General features: G+C 37.0%; 14 protein-coding genes, 1 tRNA gene, 1 other RNA gene and 1 pseudogene. 6 read left to right on the top strand and 11 right to left on the bottom strand.

Going from position 1 to position 17,411, the window contains the following annotated elements; translation table 11 throughout:
• The first annotated feature begins 172 nt into the window (after window positions 1-172).
• Window positions 173-1,129, top strand: coding sequence for an RDD family protein (locus AS4_RS05295; protein ID WP_096733441.1), 957 nt, complete (start codon window positions 173-175; stop codon window positions 1,127-1,129).
• 80 nt (window positions 1,130-1,209) lie between these two features.
• Here AS4_RS05295 and AS4_RS05290 read toward each other — a convergent pair.
• The 4 genes from AS4_RS05290 to coaD all read right to left on the bottom strand — a co-directional run bounded on the left by AS4_RS05290 (window position 1,210) and on the right by coaD (window position 2,511).
• Window positions 1,210-1,286 (bottom strand) — tRNA-Met (locus AS4_RS05290).
• Between the two features lie 64 nt (window positions 1,287-1,350).
• Window positions 1,351-1,728: RNase P RNA component class A (gene rnpB / locus AS4_RS05285), an RNA gene on the bottom strand.
• Window positions 1,729-1,754: 26 nt separating this feature from the next.
• A complete protein-coding gene (locus AS4_RS05280) occupies window positions 1,755-2,018 on the bottom strand; it encodes a YfhL family 4Fe-4S dicluster ferredoxin (protein ID WP_004722473.1) in 264 nt (87 codons plus the stop codon).
• Window position 2,019: 1 nt separating this feature from the next.
• On the bottom strand, window positions 2,020-2,511 hold the full coding sequence (gene coaD, locus AS4_RS05275) for a pantetheine-phosphate adenylyltransferase (protein ID WP_004722475.1): 492 nt from the start codon (window positions 2,509-2,511) through the stop codon (window positions 2,020-2,022).
• A gap of 159 nt (window positions 2,512-2,670) precedes the next feature.
• On the opposite strand from coaD, the gene smpB reads away from it, so the two are divergent.
• Window positions 2,671-3,147, top strand: a complete 477-nt coding sequence (smpB, locus tag AS4_RS05270) for an SsrA-binding protein SmpB (protein WP_004722477.1) — start codon at window positions 2,671-2,673, stop codon at window positions 3,145-3,147.
• Between the two features lie 55 nt (window positions 3,148-3,202).
• On the opposite strand, the gene AS4_RS05265 is transcribed toward smpB, so the two are convergent.
• The 5 genes and pseudogenes from AS4_RS05265 to pgeF form a co-directional block, all read right to left on the bottom strand.
• Complete coding sequence (locus AS4_RS05265) at window positions 3,203-4,534, bottom strand: hypothetical protein (RefSeq protein WP_096733440.1); 1,332 nt, start codon at window positions 4,532-4,534, stop codon at window positions 3,203-3,205.
• A gap of 342 nt (window positions 4,535-4,876) precedes the next feature.
• A pseudogene (locus AS4_RS05260) lies at window positions 4,877-6,203 on the bottom strand (hypothetical protein).
• A gap of 344 nt (window positions 6,204-6,547) precedes the next feature.
• Window positions 6,548-7,861 carry a hypothetical protein gene (locus AS4_RS05255; RefSeq protein ID WP_096733439.1) on the bottom strand — a complete coding sequence of 438 codons (1,314 nt, stop codon included), beginning with the start codon at window positions 7,859-7,861 and terminating at the stop codon, window positions 6,548-6,550.
• A gap of 183 nt (window positions 7,862-8,044) precedes the next feature.
• The gene (locus tag AS4_RS05250; protein WP_034617506.1) at window positions 8,045-8,599 is read right to left on the bottom strand and encodes a flavodoxin family protein; all 555 of its coding nucleotides are present in this window, start codon (window positions 8,597-8,599) and stop codon (window positions 8,045-8,047) included.
• Between the two features lie 126 nt (window positions 8,600-8,725).
• Complete coding sequence (pgeF, locus tag AS4_RS05245; protein ID WP_096733438.1) at window positions 8,726-9,469, bottom strand: peptidoglycan editing factor PgeF; 744 nt, start codon at window positions 9,467-9,469, stop codon at window positions 8,726-8,728.
• Window positions 9,470-9,632: 163 nt separating this feature from the next.
• Here pgeF and AS4_RS05240 point away from each other — a divergent pair, with 163 nt between their 5' ends.
• Complete coding sequence (locus tag AS4_RS05240; RefSeq protein ID WP_096733437.1) at window positions 9,633-10,436, top strand: DUF4882 family protein; 804 nt, start codon at window positions 9,633-9,635, stop codon at window positions 10,434-10,436.
• Window positions 10,437-10,517: 81 nt separating this feature from the next.
• Window positions 10,518-11,297: a DUF4882 family protein gene (locus AS4_RS05235; RefSeq protein WP_096733436.1), complete on the top strand. Its 780-nt coding sequence runs from the start codon at window positions 10,518-10,520 to the stop codon at window positions 11,295-11,297.
• A gap of 49 nt (window positions 11,298-11,346) precedes the next feature.
• On the opposite strand, the gene rluD is transcribed toward AS4_RS05235, so the two are convergent.
• On the bottom strand, window positions 11,347-12,399 hold the full coding sequence (gene rluD, locus AS4_RS05230; RefSeq protein ID WP_004722483.1) for a 23S rRNA pseudouridine(1911/1915/1917) synthase RluD: 1,053 nt from the start codon (window positions 12,397-12,399) through the stop codon (window positions 11,347-11,349).
• Window positions 12,400-12,470: 71 nt separating this feature from the next.
• Here rluD and AS4_RS05225 point away from each other — a divergent pair, with 71 nt between their 5' ends.
• Together AS4_RS05225 and AS4_RS05220 are read left to right on the top strand one after the other, a co-directional pair.
• The gene (locus AS4_RS05225) at window positions 12,471-13,493 is read left to right on the top strand and encodes an outer membrane protein assembly factor BamD (protein ID WP_096733435.1); all 1,023 of its coding nucleotides are present in this window, start codon (window positions 12,471-12,473) and stop codon (window positions 13,491-13,493) included.
• Between the two features lie 118 nt (window positions 13,494-13,611).
• Window positions 13,612-15,519 (top strand): DNA primase, encoded by a 1,908-nt coding sequence (locus tag AS4_RS05220; protein ID WP_096733434.1) that lies wholly within the window; start codon window positions 13,612-13,614, stop codon window positions 15,517-15,519.
• Window positions 15,520-16,054: 535 nt separating this feature from the next.
• On the opposite strand, the gene hemA is transcribed toward AS4_RS05220, so the two are convergent.
• Window positions 16,055-17,341 carry a glutamyl-tRNA reductase gene (hemA, locus tag AS4_RS05210; protein ID WP_096733433.1) on the bottom strand — a complete coding sequence of 429 codons (1,287 nt, stop codon included), beginning with the start codon at window positions 17,339-17,341 and terminating at the stop codon, window positions 16,055-16,057.
• Between the last annotated feature and the right edge of the window lie 70 nt (window positions 17,342-17,411).

The raw sequence follows: 17,411 nt of genomic DNA, 5'->3' as shown, positions 1-17,411 counted from the left end.
TGTAAATCATCTATAAATCGCCAATTTACAAATAACGCAAAGTTCAATACGTCTTGCTAAAAAGCGTGGTAGCTCAACTATATTTTTCTGGTTATTTTTCATTAAAAAACTTATAATATAATGAATTTATATTAATTATTAATATTTTCATAAGCTTAATTAAACCAACACCATGTCTAAAATTACTCCTGAAACTCAAAAAGCCGCCCCTATATTTCCGCGAATATTCGCATTTATCATCGACTGTATTACCGTCGGCGTAGCCTGTTTAGTGATGGGTAAAATACTCTACCCATATTTTGAAAATTCTCCTTTTATTTTCCAATATATAGGTACGCTTCTCTGTCTATTTTATTTTGCTGCTTTTAACAGCCATATCGGTAATGGTAAAACCATTGGGAAAATCCTTTGCAAAATTAGGGTAAAAGATTTAAATGGTGCTTCAATTCCATTTATGCGTTCTCTGGTTAGATCAAGTATCTTTATCATTCCATTTTGCTTTGCTGGTTATTTACAAACATATTCAACTCAGCATCTTTCACTCAGCCTACTTGTGGCATTTTTTCAAAGTATTGTTTTTGCCTGTTTCTACTTGGCTATTTTTAATGGAAATAGCCAACAATCTCTGCACGACCAGCTCAGTAAAACTCAAATCCTTAGAAATGCTCAATCCAATATTCCACGCCAATCTGTATGGCGTATTCATTACTACATCATTGCACTGTTATCGATTGTGATTTTTTCCGTCAATTTATGGGGTTATTTCCAAAGCAAAGCAATGTCAGCCAATGATTTTAATTTGATCTCCGATGACATTAAAAATGCTCAAGTTGAAAGTCGCCATACATACATCGGAGAAGCCGAATCCACAAATCAGGTTTTTATTTTAAATGTGAGTCAGCCTGATTATCTGGATGACCTTGAGCGTGCCGAAACATTGCTAAAAAAGATTGATCAACAACACGCTGAGGTGTTAACGCAATACCACATCAATCAGGTGCAATTTAACTTTTCTTATCAATTTGGCTTGGCTAAATTATCAAAAACAACGCTTTATGATTATAAAAAGACGCCTAAAAGTAGCTTAAGTTATATTGGGGAGAGTACAAGGCTAAACCTTGGTTTTTAAACAAGACCTAGTCTCGTTGTTAAAGTTTAAATCTTGTAGATAAAAAAAGACCACGTTTTTGGAAACGTGGTCTATAAAAATGGTGGCTATGACGGGACTTGAACCTGTGACCCCCGCATTATGAGTGCGGTGCTCTAACCAACTGAGCTACATAGCCTAAAACTGTGCGCGCATTATCTGCTGTAAACAATGTTACGTCAAGCACTAATTAAAATAAAATTCATCGAAGTGAGCCGATAAGCCGGGTTCTGTCTAGAACGATCATTCCTCTAGGCGCATGATCACTCATACGCTCAAGCGACCTACCCGGATCCAGCATGGGCCATGCCTATAGGATCCCTATTTGGTCTTGCTTCCGGTGGGGTTTACCATGCCATGAACTGTTACCAGCCATGCGGTGCGCTCTTACCGCACCCTTTCACCCTTACCTTCCATTTCTCCGAAAAGAAACGATATTGAAGGCGGTCTACTCTCTGCTGCACTTTCCGTCGGTTCACACCGCCCAGGCGTTACCTGGCACCTTGCCCTATGAAGCCCGGACTTTCCTCCCCTGCTTCAATCACGGAGATCTCCACAGCAGCGATCGTCTGGCTCACTTCGGGGCGTATCCTAACAAATTTCTCGGCTAATTGCTTGCGCTTTTTTGAGCAATTAGTTTTTTATACTTTTCCATCAAGTCGTCTTGGCTCTCTACATGATTCGGATCGAGCGGAATACAGTCGACTGGACAGAAAAGCGCACACTGTGGCTGATCAAAATGCCCGACGCATTCTGTACATAGGTTTGGATGGATTTCATAAATCTCCTCCCCCATAAAAATGGCATCATTTGGACATACAGGCTCGCATACATCACAATTGATACATTCATCAGTGATAATTAAAGACACGCTACCAACCTTGTTGATGTTTACGATGGAAGGCTTCGACAACGCATTGAGGAACAAACTTTGCCACATCACCTTTCAATCGTGCTATTTCTCGAACCATCGTCGAAGAAATAAATGAAAATTGCTCTGATGGTGTTAAAAATACTGTTTCAAAATCATGATCAAGCTGACGATTCATATTCGCAAGCTGAAATTCATATTCAAAATCTGAAACAGCTCTTAAGCCACGTAACACTGCTGTAGCATGTTGTTCACGTGCAAAATTGACCAATAACCCATCAAAACCGACAAACTCAACATTGGGTAAATGTTTGAGTGATATCTTTGCTAACTCTACACGTTCTTCCAAACTAAAGACTGGATTTTTATGATGCCCAATTGCAATTGCGACCACAACTTCATCAAACATTCGTGAAGCACGTGCGACTAAATCAACATGGCCATTGGTAATTGGATCAAAAGTTCCTGGATAGATGACACGAGTTTTAGACATCCATTTGTACTCTAGTTTGTTATGTAGGGCTATAGTTTAACAAAAACTTAAATATTAGCGAATAACCTCTTTTGATTTAGCTTTGGCTTTAATTGTGAAATGACTTCACCTGAAGCCAAGTTTGAGGCAAAATAAGGCTATTCTTGGAATATTTGTATTATGTCGAAAAACATTGTCGTTAAAAAAAATAATAGTGGGACGATTGCACAAAATAAACGTGCACGCCACGATTATTTTATTGAAGAAAAATTTGAAGCTGGGCTTTCTTTACAAGGTTGGGAAGTCAAGTCATTACGTGCTGGGCGGATGACCATTACTGAAAGCTATATCACCTTTAAAAATAACGAAGCATTTCTCTTCGGTGCTCAAATTCAACCTTTACTTTCAGCATCTACGCACGTAGTCCCTGAAGCGACACGTACCCGTAAACTGTTGCTCTCGCGCCGTGAGCTTGAAAAGCTACTGGGTGCTGTCAATCAAAAAGGTTATACCTGCGTACCTTTGGCGTGTTACTGGAAAGGTCATTTGGCTAAACTTGAGATTGCTTTGGTAAAAGGTAAGCAGTTACATGACAAACGTGCCACTGAAAAAGATCGCGACTGGCAACGTGATAAATCACGAATCATGCATAAATAATCTGTTTGATATACGAAAACCTCCGAAATGGAGGTTTTTTCTTTTAGACATCTTTTTAACAGAATTTTAATGAGCCATAGCAGTTTGGAGCAAAGTCTTGATTTTTAAGTTGTAGATCCTTTAATGGGAAGTTTACTGATGTATTGGGCAAATTAATATTTCCAATTTCCAATGAACTACCAAATAGACAATCCAAAGCTTGACAAGATGGTACTGCGGTCGTTGACAAAGCCGTACTTAATGGACCGATCACTTGTCTTAATACATCATTAGTAATATCAATACGTTTTGATGGTGTAACATTGCCAATGTCGACAGGATCTTCAAATGCCATCCACCAGCCTCTTTGCGCAGTTACTTCTGCATTTGGCCACCATACATTTTGACTTTGTAGAGATAATGAAAAAGGATTATTTAATGGAATTTTATGGATATAACCTAGATTTTGACTAATAGACAAATTGGCCGTCAGCCCAGTAATATTACCGTTTACTTGTTTTTCTAAGTTTAAAGTCCCGAGTAGAGGAACTCTCACCCCAGCCTTTAGACGTCCTCCAAAATTCAACCGATCAATATTAGCTTTACCTGTTAAATTGACACTCGTTTGTCGTTTACCATTTATAGTCGTAGCATCAATTTGAATTGGCGCTGTTGTACTCTCCAAATTTAAATTGTAATCATTTGAAGAAAGCGGTAATCGCCCACAAAATACAAAAACACATATATCCACATTTCCAGTCACAGGCATTTGGGTATCGGCATAACTCATTCCACGACTATTTGTATATCCCATTCCCGTAGTTGCTTTCGTTTTTAAAAAGCCACTGAGAGAGTTAATCCCGTTCGGTGTATCTGAGTTTTCAGTACCTGCGGTCAACATTCCCAAAACTTTTTCAGCACTTAAACGTAGGCCAACCACCTCTCTTGTTGAAGCAGAATTGGGATCCTTTATCGCAAATTCTACAAATGGATTGGTTAATTTTGCACTTGAACCCACACGCCCTTCACGCGTATCAGCCAAACCTGAAAGACTCAGATTATCAATATCAATGTCGCAACCACCCGCCCCGTTTACCCCACCACAACCGAGCTGTAACTTTTTAATGTTGGCATTCAACTCAAGTTCGGCCTCAAGTCCGAGTTTATAAAAACCAACGCCTTGCCCCTGCATCTTATTGACTGAGTCATTTGGCGCAATATAACCCAAGCTCATCAGTGCCTGACCATGAACATCGGAAAGCTCAGAGTCATTCAATTGAGTTAAACTCTCCAAGTATAGAGAATTTGCAAAACAATGCATTGAAGAAAACAATCCAGCATAAATTACAACATTCTTTACGACTTTAATGATTTTCTTATCAATCATTCTATTATAGTTGATATCCATATCAGCTAATCTCATTTTATTATGAATAAAAAATATACTAAAATACAAATAAAGCAAATAGAAAAGTGAATTAAATATCTCAATACTATAATAATTATGCAAACCAAGATTACTTTCTCAATGATTCTAAAGACTTTTTATTGATATTTACTTATGTAACTAATTTTAATTATTGTATATTTATACTTAATAGTAATACAATCTACTTTTCAGCACATCGTATGGTTTTCAAGTCATCAAAGGGGTTATTGTAAGTCGTCATAGTTGGTAAAGAGATAAAGCTCAATCCTGATCAAACAATAAAAAAACCTCCATCTGGAGGCTTCCTTTAGTCTTAAAGGTCTAACAGAATTTTAGATTACCATAGCAATTAGGTGCAAAGCCTTGAGTTGCTAATGGTAAATCCTTAATTGGGAAATATAATGGATTTGAACCTGATAAATTAATTTTACCAATCTGAACCTCACGAAGACAAGAGATACCCAAAATACCTGGACATGTTACAGTATTTTCACGTTTACCCAGATAAGCATTTAAGCTTGGTATAACCTGTTTCAAGATATCATTGGTCACTTCGATCTGATTTTTTGGTATGACTTTACCAATATCAATTTCATCTTCTATGGCTAACCACCATCCTCTTTGCGCCGCAATTTCAGCATTTGGCCACCATACAGATTGTTGTTGTAATGATAGGGAAAATGGATTATTTAATTCTAAGTTATGAATATATCCTAAGCTTTGATTAATATCTAAATCTGCAGTTAATCCAGTTATACTGCCACTCGCATTTAATCGTAACAATGATAAATCGAACCCCCATAAGAATTGGTCTAATTGTACCTCTAAAAAATAGTTCATCAATTTTAGCTGTTCCAGTCAAAAGTGCACTATTCATACGATTACCGTATAGCGTTTTTGCATTAATCTGCAATGTAGCACCAGTCGATTGTAGTCCTAAATTATAGTTATTTGTTGCAAAATCCACTGTTGGAAAAATACCCATTTTGATAAAACCTCGAATAGGCATACCTGTATCATTAAATGTCATTGCTCTTGGAGCAGTGGATGCCGTTCCTGTGGTCGCCTTAATTTTGATTGCGCCACTTAAACTATTTATTCCATTGGGAAGATCAGAGTTCTCTATTCCTGTGGTTAATAAGCCTAAAACTTTTTCAGCACTTAAACGTAGACCAACCACTTCTCGTGTTGACGCAGAATTGGGGTTTTTTATCGCAAATTCTACAAAGGGATTGGTTAATTTTGCACTTGAACCCACACGTCCTTCACGCGTATCTGCTATACCTGAAAGACTCAGATTATCAATATCAATGTCGCAACCGCCTGCCCCATTTACCCCACCACAACCCAGTTGTAATTTTTTAATATTGGCATTTAAGTCAAGCTCAGCTTCCAGTCCAAGTTTATAGAAACCGACATCCTGTCCTTGCATGTTATTGATTGAGTCATTAGGCGCAATATAACTCAAGCTCATCAGTGCCTGGCCACTCACATCCGAAAGTTCAGCATCATTTAATTGCATTAAACTCTCAGAATGTAGAGTGCTTGCAAAACTATGGATTGAAGAAAACAATCCTGTACAAATGAAAACCAGCTTTGCAATTTTAATGATTTTCTTATCAATTGCTCGGTTTTTTTTGATATCCATACCATCTTCTCAGATCTTATTATGGATAAAAAATATACTAAGTGTTAAATAAAGAAAATAACACTTCGTCGTAAATATTTATATTTTATAATTTTTATATGATTTAATATCACTCTCATAATGATTCTAAAGGATTTTTTACTTATATTACTTTATGTAACTAATTTTAACAATTGTATATTTATACTTAATAGTATTGCAATAATCCGTCCAAAGCTGATCATAAATCACCAATGCATAATACGTTTTCAACAAGTGGATTATTGACTCCTGCGATATAACGCATATCAAGCTATACCTAATAAAAAAACCTCCATCTGGAGGCTTTCTTTAGTCTCAAAGATTTAACAGAATTTTAGATTGCCATAACAGTTAGGCGCAAAATCTTGAGTCGCCAATTTCAAATCATTAATCGGGAAATATAGTGGATTTGAACCTGATAAATTAATTTGCCCAATTGCCACCTCACTCGCAATACAAGATAAGCCAATTAAACCTGGACATTTCACAGTATTCTCAGATTTAGCAAGATATTCATTTAAACTTGGTACAACTTGTTTTAAAACATCATTGGTTACATCAATCGTATTTGATGGTGTGACTTTACCAATATCAATTTCATCTTCAATCGCTAACCACCACCCTCTTTGAGCAGCAATTTCAGCATTTGGCCACCACACAGACTGTTGTTGTAATGATAAAGAAAATGGATTATTCAATTGTAGCTTATGAATATATCCCAAGCTTTGATTAATATCTAAATTTGCAGTTAAACCCGATATGCTACCACTCGCATTCAATGTTAAAAATGATAAATCTATACCTGCAAGAATTGGTTTGATTGAACCTCTAAAAAATAGTTCATCAATTTTAGCTGTTCCAGTCAAAAGAGCACTCGTCATACGATTGCCGTATAAAGTTTTCCCATTAACAGCCAATGTAGCGCCAGTCGATTGCAATCCTAGATTATAGTCATTTGTCTGAAAACTTGTTGTCGGAAGAATACCTAATTTAATGTTCCCTTTAATAGACATATTTGTATCAGCATATTGTAAATTCCGTGCAGTCGTATTTGCACTACCTGTTGTTGCTTTAATTTTTAAAGCACCACTCAGGCTATTAATACCATTTGGCAAATCTGAGTTTTCAGTACCTGCTGTTAACAAACCTAATGCTTTTTCAGCACTTAATCGTAGGCCAACTACTTCTCGTGTTGACGCAGAATTGGGATTTTTTATCGCAAACTCTATAAATGGATTGGTCAATTTTGCACTTGAACCTACACGTCCTTCTCGGGTATCTGCTATACCTGAAAGACTCAAATTATCAATATCAATGTCACAACCGCCCGCCCCATTTACCCCACCACAACCGAGCTGCAATTTTTTAATATTGGCATTTAATTCAAGATCAGCTTCGAGTCCAAGTTTATAAAAACCGATACCTTGCCCTTGCATTTTATTGACTGAATCATTAGGTGCAATATAACTCAAACTCATCAGGGCTTGACCACTAACTTTAGAAAGCTCAGCGTCATTTAATTCAGTTAATCCTTCAGATTGAAAAGAGTTTGCAAAACAATAAACTGGAGAAAACAACAGACCATAAGTTAAAAACATCCTTATGATTTTAATTGTTTTTCTATCTTTAATATCCATATCATCTTCTCAGATTTTTTCTTATTGGTAAAAATTATATGAAAACGACAATAAAAAAAAGGCAAAACACAGTTTAGTCTTCAATTAACAAAACATTTCACTCAATAATTCAACTTTTGCAATGATTCTAAAGGCTTTTTATTTATGATGTTTTTTGTTTTTTTATGTAATTACACCGAACAACTACGGCGTAATTTTATTTATGAGTAACGCAATATACTCTCCAAACCATGTTGCGGTTTGCAAGTCACCAGAGGGTGGTGTAATTTCAACTGGTGCATTATCTGATTGTGTCATTAACCCTAAATAACCCGCCATACGGTTTAAATCAGTGGGTTTAACACCAGTAGGCATTAAAGGGAGTCCAGACCATAACATGCCATGTTGCATTGCAAAGATATTAATCTGTTGCAGTACAGATAACTTATCTCCACTTAAACCACCAGAGTTGGTAAATGCAGCAGCAAGTTTGCCCTGCCAATCACGATTTTTCCAACGTTTAGATGTAGAGTCCATAAACATTTTAAATGGACCTGTAACACTTCCCATATAGGTCGGTGAGCCAAAAATTATGGCATTCGCTTGATCTAAAATATCCCAATCAATATGCTCAATATCCATTTGATGAACAGTTACACCGATCTTCTCTGCACCTTGTGCAATATAATTCGCAACTTTTGCAGTATGACCAAATGGACTGTGGTAAACGATCGCGATAGATTTAGCAGATAAAGACATATCAATTGAAAACAAACAAATTTAGTCAAGTTTAACATCAATTCATTTTTAAACAATTCTTGTAATGTTCAGAAAACCTATGACATAGCGCTTAATACAACGATAAATCTATTTAAAAATAAAGATTTAATTCTGAATAAATACAAAAGTAGCCATACGCCCTGTTTTTGTATGGCGACGATAAGAATAGAAATCCTGATTTTGACGATAAGAACACTGATCTCCTCCTGTAACTACATTCACCCCATGTTGTTTAAGAATATAACGCGCAATCGCATACAAATCCGCATAGTGCTTACCTGCTTGCTCACCCTCTATAAATGCAGTGTCTAGTTCAGCATATTTAGAACAAAAAGCAGCTTTGACTTCTGCGCCAATTTCAAAACAAGGCTGGCTGATTGCTGCACCCAACCAAGCCCAAGTAGGTGGAGACTTCATATTGGCAATGGTATTTTCAATTATTCCCCCTGCTAAACCACGCCAACCTGCATGTAGGTTCGCAACCTCAGTGCCTGCGGCATTGCCTAATACAACAGGTAAGCAATCAGCAGTCATCATCATCAAGGCATGACCCTGAGACTGGGTGACCAAGCCATCCCCCTCCAATGCGGTAAATGTCATTTCTTCATTGATGGTATGACATATTGTGCTGTGGGTTTGCGTCATCCATGTAATTTTACTAACACCCAATTCTGCAAACTCATCCAATAAAATCATACGGTGTTGTTGTACCCGTTGAGGATCGTCATTTACATGCAATGCCAAATTAAAACCTTCAAGCTCAGGCTGTACAGATGGCAAAGCCTTTGGGTGATGTATATGTGTCTGGCCTGCATATACACCTTGAGGTAATCCTTGAACAAATTGCATGTGACGCTCATTGAAATATTTTTATTAAACTTATCATAAGCTGATTTAACAAAGCTTTTGAAAATCCTATTTTTGATTGAGTAAATTTTATACAAAAAACCAACAATTGTTAATTTATTCTAATATTATATTTAAAAAAAATTAAAACACACGGAGCGTGGATATGAAAAAAATTACATTGGCTATTGTTACTTCGTTTTTAGGCATAACTAATGCCCATTCAGCAGTTTGTGAGTATAAATTTGATGCAACTACTGAACAAGTTATTGTCGTCTATCCAGAGGTCGTAAATTCGCAAACATACACTCGGTTTCCTCAACAAAGTGGCTCGAAAGTTAGCTTTAAATTAACAGACGCCCCAATTAAAGCTTTTATGGCTTTTAATTCTAAACAAACCAATGCACTTAAAGGATTTATGAATAATTCAGCTATAGCTGTTGGAGACCAAATTATTCCATCTACAGGTATTATTGCTTTTGAACTCAACTTTAAAGTTCCAAAAGCTTTAAAAGAAAAGGGCAAATTACTATCTTTTCCAATTACGGTTTCAGGTAAATCACAAGACAATAAACAGACAAGTATTATTATTCTTTATATGAATAATCCAGATGAGACAAATACTACCAATTTTTTTGGAACATTTTTTCAACATGATCAATCCTCTATTACCCCTGAAAACTTTTCATCACCATTAGATGTGCAAAATACACTTGATGGTTATCAAAGAATGGGTATTTATATTAATCAATCAACAAACCAAGTGGGGCTAATCTTTAATCATCAAAATTATGGTTATATCGGGACACTCCCATCAAAACTAGACAACTTGTTTTTTATGATCCCTGTTGTATACGGTAATATTGCAGCATCAGATTTAAATCAGGAGGTATCAATTGAATTGGTAACAGATAAATCTAAATTTAAAAATACCTACCCAACAGGAACAAAAGATATTTGTGGGAACTAAATAATTTAGCTTAAAGTTTTATTTTTAATGAAATTTCAGAACTTAAGCAAAGTTTGATAAAAGAATAAAGTGAGAAAAACCATGAAAAAAATAAAGCTTGCTGTTTTACTGAGTTTGAGTGTTATCAGCATGCAAGGATTTGCACTATGTCGTTATGATTTAGAAGGATTCTTATCTGATCCATACAATCCTGTAGCACAAAAATTTCCTACAGTATCAGGTCAAAAAGTTTCATATAAAATTCTAAATACAACAAGTCCAATCACGTATTCTGCCAATCATAGTACATTGAAAATGACGAATAATACGATTACTGAAGGAGGATTAACATTACCTCAATTAGGCGTTATTGGACTTGAATTAAATACAGAAATTATTCCAACTGAATTAACAAACGATAGAAAAGAAACTAAAAATTATGGAATATTTGCCCAAGACAAAGATAAGAATATGCATTCAATATTCATCACCTATGCCAATAACACAGCATTAAGCTCTCAAGATAATAAAAAGAATGTAGTATTTATACTAATAGCTTCAACTCATCCAGACACTAAACAAACAGAAACTCTTTATGGTTATGGAATACCGATTGAGGGCATACCACAACAAAATCTTGGTGTTTACTTTAATCAAAATACCAATCAAATTGGACTGATTGTAAATAAAAACAACTTAGGTTATGTCGCAACTTTACTGTCTAAACCTAAAGATTTTACAGTAGCCCCACAAGTCAATTTTGAGGGTTTTGAAGCCAACTCTCCATATCTAAATAAAACTATGTCATTAGAATTGGTCACGGATAAATCAAAATTTACCAACACTTTTCCCACAGGAACAAAAGATGCTTGTGCTAACTAAATCAATGTATAAAACTGCTCTCATTGAGCAGTTTTATCATGTAAATCAATTAATAGGCTTTGTTTTCAGAGCGTAACACTTCAACCAACTCAACGAAATCATCTGACCATGGTGCTTCAAACATCATTTCTTCTTGTGTACGTGGGTGAACTAGGCCCAATTTAGAGGCATGTAAAGCTTGGCGTTTAAAGTTACGCAATGCACTGCTCAGTTTCTCAGAAGCACCTGCTGGAACTTTAACTCGGCTAACATAGACTGGATCACCCACCAATGGATAACCAATATAGGTGAAATGAATCCGGATTTGATGAGTACGCCCTGTTTCAAGTTGTGCCTGTACACGAGTGAAATGCTGAAAACGTTCTTTAACATTGTAATGCGTCACCGCATCACGACCACCCGGTAAAATAGCCATTTTTACACGATCTACAGGATGACGTTTAATCGGTTCATCAATCGTTCCACCTGCAATAATATGACCATAACAAATCAAGTCATATACACGGTAAACTGTTTTTTTAGCCAATTGTTTGCTTAAAGAAAATTGCGCTTCCAAATTTTTAGCAACAACCAATAAACCGCTGGTATCTTTATCAATACGATGCACTAAACCTGCACGAGTTAATTCAGCAGATTTTGGGTAATGATAAAGCAAGGCATTCACCAAAGTACCATTTGGATTACCCGCACCAGGATGAACAACCATACCGACAGGTTTATTGATGACCATAATATCGTCATCTTCATAAACAATGTTTAAAGGGATATTTTCAGGTTGTGCAGACGTTTGTGCTTCCAATTCAACATCTAAACATAGAAGTTCATTGCCTTCGCATTTATACTTAGGCTTGACAATGTTACCATTTACCAACAAATGACCTTCTTTCATCCACTGCTTGAGTTTTTCACGAGAAAACTCGTTCCAAACCAGTGCTGCGACTTGGTCAATACGTTGCCCTAAATAGCTTTCATCCAGTTGAAATTGCAACGATAAACGTGTTGCAGTCGGCGCAGAATTATGATTATCTGCATCCTCAGAATCTTCAAGTAAATTGAAATCATTTTCTGGGAAATTAGAATTAGAAGAGTGTGCTGAAGTCATTTGCTCATTCGGACAAAAGTGGTTTAATAGCGCAATTGTAGCCTATTGCCCGTATAAACAGAGGAATTTTTATGTCGCTACCACGTTATAAAGTCACAATGCTTGCTTTAACTGTAGGCTTAGCAACTGCATTTGTCGGCTGTAGCAGCAATCCGAAGAAGGATGTCGTTGATACAGGCCCGAAATCAAATGAGCAGACTTATTACAATAATGCGATAAAATCATTAGACCGTGGGCAATATGGCGATGCTGCAAAAGCGTTAGAAGCAATGGATACTTATTTCCCGACGGGGCAATATGCACAACAAGCTCAGCTTGAATTGCTTTACACAAAATTTAAGCAAAAAGATTATGAAGGCACAATTGCACTGGCAGATCGTTTTATTCGTTTAAATCCTCAACATCCGAATTTAGATTATGCTTACTATGTCCGCGGCGTAGCCAATATGGAGCAAAATTATGACAGTTTGCTTCGCTATACCTCATTAAAACAAGCACATCGTGATGTAGGTTATTTAAAAATTGCCTATCAAAATTTTGTCGACTTAATTCGTCGCTATCCTTCAAGCCAATATTCAGTTGATGCTGCACAACGAATGAAATACATCGGGCAAGAACTGGCTGAAAGTGAAATGAATACTGCACGTTTCAATATTAAACGTAAAGCGTATTTGGCTGCGATTGAACGTTCACAATGGGTGATTGAACACTATCCTCAAACGCCTCAAGTTCCTGAAGCCTTAGCAACAATGGCATATGGTTATGACAAGTTGGGCGATAAAGAAACCTCACAACAGTATATTGGCGTGCTTAAGCAAAACTACCCGAACCTTGTTAAATCCAATGGCGAAGTGAATATCCGCGCAGCACGTAAAGAAGCGAGCTGGTGGAACCGTGCAACATTAGGTATTTTAGGTCGTGGTGATAAAGCAGAAGTATCACAAGAAGCGAGTTCTGAAACATCTGATCAAACAGAACAAAAATCAAGCTTGTTAAATAAAGTGAGTTTTGGCTTACTTGATCGTCCAAATCGTGAAGTGTCTAAAGAGCCAGCACGTGCAGATGAAAGTTTGTATGATGGACAACGTAAATAAATATTGACTGCGACAAATCAAGACGGGTTTTTACCCGTCTTTTTTATTCATAGATATTTTTAGACTCAAAACTACGTTAAACTTTAAATTGGTTTAAACGATACATGACATTAAATTTATGGCTATTCCTCAGCACACGATAGATCAAATTTTGGATCGCACAGATATTGTCGATCTGATTGGTCAACGTGTGAAATTGAAAAAAACTGGTCGCACCTATTCAGGCTGTTGCCCTTTTCATCAGGAAAAGTCACCCTCTTTTCATGTCTACCGTGATAAACAGTATTATCACTGCTTTGGCTGCCAGGCAAATGGCAATGCCATTCGCTTCTTAATGGATATTGATAATCGAAACTTTGTCGATGTCATGAAAGAACTCTCCAGCCATGCAGGTGTTGAACTTCCCAAAGACAATCATGACAATAAAAAACTGTCGTATAAGCGTGAAGTATCCAAGCCTAAACCAGCAGTGAAGGCTGTAGAAGACAAAGTAGTCGATTCCAAACCCGCTGAGCAAAAAACAGATTCTGTTCAGCCACTTGAAATTGACCCTTTTGAAGCCTTTAGCCAATATCCAGATCCTGAGCATTTCGACCCAACCCAGTTTGACTCAGTAGGTTTTGATCAGCTCCCTCAAGATGGCAACCTTTATGATCTGTTAGAAAATATTGCGCAGTTTTATGAACGCCAATTACCAAACAGTAAAGTGGCACAGAATTATTTTAAACATCGTGGTTTAAGCGCCGAAACAATCCAATATTGGCGCTTAGGCTATGCACCAGAAGATTGGCAACATTTAGAAAAAGCTTTCCCACAAGATATTGAAGGTTTAAAACTGCTGGGTCTGATTCGTACCAGTGATAGTGGTCGTGACTTCGATTTGTTGCGTGATCGGGTGATTTTCCCGATTCGAGACAACAAAGGTCGTGTTGTAGGTTTCGGTGGTCGTGCATTGAATGACGAAATCAAACCTAAATATATTAACTCACCTGATTCTGAAGTCTTCCATAAAAACCAACTGCTTTACGGCTTGTATGAAGGTCGTAAAGACCGTGCGCAAAATTGGCTCATGGTTGAAGGCTATATGGATGTGATCGCCTTACAACAAAACGGGATTTCTGGTGCAACAGCAACATTAGGTACGGCCAGTAATGCAGATCATTTAACTATTTTATTTAAGCAGAACAATCAAATTACGATTGCATTTGATGGTGATGCCGCTGGACAAAAAGCAGCACGTCGAACCTTAGAAATTGCGCTACCGTTATTGAACGATGGTCGTGAACTTAAATTCTTTGTTCTACCCAAAGAACATGACCCAGATTCGTTGATTCGTAAGGAAGGTTTTGAAACGTTTCAACGGATATGGCAACAATCCCCTTTATTATCGGATTTCGTCTTTGCTTTATTGAGTCAAAATTATGATGTTGCTACACCTGAAGGTAAAAGTCAGGTGATGGCTGAACTCAATCAACTGACTGAATTATTGCCTAAACAAGGTTCTTACCGCTATTTATTAAGACAATTTTTTAAAGAAAAGTTAGGTTTTAATCGAAAATGGCAGCCTCAAGTCAGCTTAGATGCCTCATTGTCTTTTAATATTCGCACCAAAGATGAAGACTTTGCTGTGGCGATTTTGATGCAACATCCATTTTTATATATTCACTTTGAGGTATTACGTGCATTGATTCAACCAGATGAGTTATTGGCGCAAATCTTAGCGGTATTTGACCGTGTCTTTGATGATCTACCAGATGATCAGGAACTTGCAACCTATTATATTTTAGGTGCATGTGGTGCTTATCATTTGGAACTCTCTGAAATCATACAACGTACCAATATTCAGGCTTTGGCTGAAGCGCCTGAAATGGCAGATAAATTGGCTTCAGATTACTCTTTGGCCTTGCAAGAGAAATATTTAAAATTAAAGCTTAAAGCACCAACCTCATTGAGTGAATCACGTAATTTACGAAAACAACTCAATGAACTGACTAAACAAATCAGTTTAAAGTTGGTACATCATTAATTTTCTATAAACGCGTCATTGAGCTTATCAAGTATTTTGTAATACAAAAAATTCATATGGCTATTGGCCTCTTCCATTGAGGAGTCATAAGGCTTATATAGGTTTATAAATATACGTTTTTGAAAGTTTTCATCACTAAAAAACGCGTTGGTGGGGTAATTAGAATCTGAGTGTGCATTTATACTCTCGACCATAAGGGCATCAAATATCCGCCCTGAATAATCTAGATAAAAGCAATATAGTTTAGGTTTTTTGGGGTTCTTATAGCATCGATCAACGGAATCAATTACCCCCATAATTCCACCCTGCGTAGAGAGGCTATGTAGATCCTTGATGGCTTGGTTCAATAACACATCATTGTCGTTTACAGGCTTTGCGAAGCATTCTACTGACAAACACAATAATATAAAGATGTATAAAGTTTTAAGCATTTTAATTGCCTTCATTTCATTATTCTAATTAGATCACACGAGTATATACACCAATAATAGCTGGTGAAGCAAAAACATTAAATCAGATTCGTTTTAAAAAATAATCACTTTGCTTTTGGTTTTCTTTCTTGTTCAAAAATATCCTGAATATTTTCTTTCATCCATTCAAAATGTGAAGGATCTTCATCCTGTGCTGCATGGCGTAGCAAAATTGAAGATGGGTGCAATAACTTTTGCGTCAAACGATGTGCAAAATCCTCAAGTACATGTTGCGTATCCTCACCTGCCTGAATACGCTCTAAGGCATGCGACAACTCCATCTGACGTTGTTCTTCACCATGTTCACGAAACTGTTGAATCGTCCCACCAGCATCTTTTACTTTTTGCTGTGTCACCAACTGAGTTACCAGTTGATTGACCATAACCTCTGCTTCAACCGCAGCTTGACGTCGTTGTGCTAAATTTTCATCAATTACACTTTGTAGATCATCCACACCGTATAAATACACACCATCCAAACTTTCAACTTTTGGATCTATATCACGAGGTACAGCTAAATCGACCATAAGCATTTGTTGATAACGACGTTTTTTTAAAGCGAATTTCACATCTGCATAAGCAATGACTTGATGCAAACTGCCTGTACAACTGGAAATTACATCCGCACGATAAAGCTGAGTAGTGAGTTCATCAAATGGAATAATCTCCACTTCAACACGATGCGCTATTTCTTGCGCTAATTTCTCTGCCCGTTCACGGCTTCGATTACAAATCAGGATTTTTGCAACGCCCATTTCAGCCAAGTGTTTTGCCACCAAGCTGTTCATTTCACCTGCGGCAACCACCATGACGGTAAGCTGTTCAGGCTTACTAAACACTTGCAATGCGAGTTGCGCAACGGCATATCCCATCGAGACAGCATGACTGCCGACTGCCGTTTCAGAACGTACACGTTTGGCTGCATAAAAAGCATATTCAAATATTTGATTCAGATTTTGCGAAACAATTTCAGCATCTTTTGCGATTGATAGTGCTGTTTTAACTTGACCAAGAATTTGCGGTTCACCCAGCATCAACGAGTCTAAACCACTGGCAACCCGCATTAAGTGCGAAACTGCATCGGTATTTTCATAACGATATACATGATTTGACAATTGCTTTACATCAATACCATTGGTTTGGGCGAGCCAATTTAATACCATATCGGCATTTTCAGCCATGGCATAGACTTCAGTGCGGTTACATGTTGACACCACCACCATATCATTCAAATTTTGGCGAAGGCTTTCTACGGCAAATAAATCTTTTAATCGTTCTGGATTAAAAGCGATTTGCTCACGTAGCTCAACAGAAGCAGTTTGATGGTTGACACCCAATGCAAAGAAAGACATATCAGATCATCATTTCGCTAAATTTGTGCTATTGTGCAATAACGGTGTCATAAAAAGCATACTTGGATTC

Source organism: Acinetobacter guillouiae, assembly GCF_002370525.2.
In the GTDB taxonomy this organism is placed as follows: Bacteria; Pseudomonadota; Gammaproteobacteria; order Pseudomonadales; family Moraxellaceae; genus Acinetobacter; species Acinetobacter guillouiae.
Note: the sequence above shows the minus strand (reverse complement) of the source record. Positions and strands in the feature narration are given on the sequence as shown.